Source organism: Acinetobacter sp. CY17 (genome assembly GCF_059515825.1).
In genome coordinates, this window is sequence record NZ_JCAKMX010000063.1 from 1 (window position 1) to 510 (window position 510).

The window sequence follows — 510 nt, forward strand, 5'->3', positions numbered from 1 at the left end:
TTACAAGCCTGAACGATCTGCTGTTTAAATTCAGCACTGTATGTTCTTCGTTTTTTCGCAAGAGATGCGATGGATGTCTGGTGATTTGTAGTCATAAATTTTAGTCCCCACTTGTTTTTAAGTGGGGACTAAATTAAGGCTTATAGGATGAATTCATAAGGTGTGTTCAGCGGACGCTTACCTTTTTAATACAGACCATGCTTTTTCAATAGGATTAAGGTCAGGACTATATGCAGGTAGATAGTAAGCATCCGCTGAACCCCATACCTATTTTTTAATTTTGGTCGGGTTGCCACCGGTGTGGCAGTAATTCTTCAATTTGGGTCACTTTGTGTGTCGGTAGCCTTTTCAGCACATCACTTAAATAGGCATACGGATCCAAGCCATTGAGCTTTGCTGACTGGATTAAAGTCATGATATTGGCAGCTCGTTGGCCACTGCGCAGCGAGCCAGCAAACAGCCAGTTCTTGCGTCCTAAGGCCCAAGGTCGCATCTGATTCTCTACCCAAT

Annotated in this window: 1 protein-coding gene; it reads right to left on the bottom strand. The window is 43.3% G+C overall.

Translation table 11 applies throughout. From position 1 onward, the window contains the following. Nucleotides 1–274: 274 nt before the first annotated feature. The coding region (locus AC5YCI_RS16265) for a transposase domain-containing protein (RefSeq protein ID WP_496175883.1) at nucleotides 275–510 on the bottom strand (236 nt) is incomplete at its 5' end.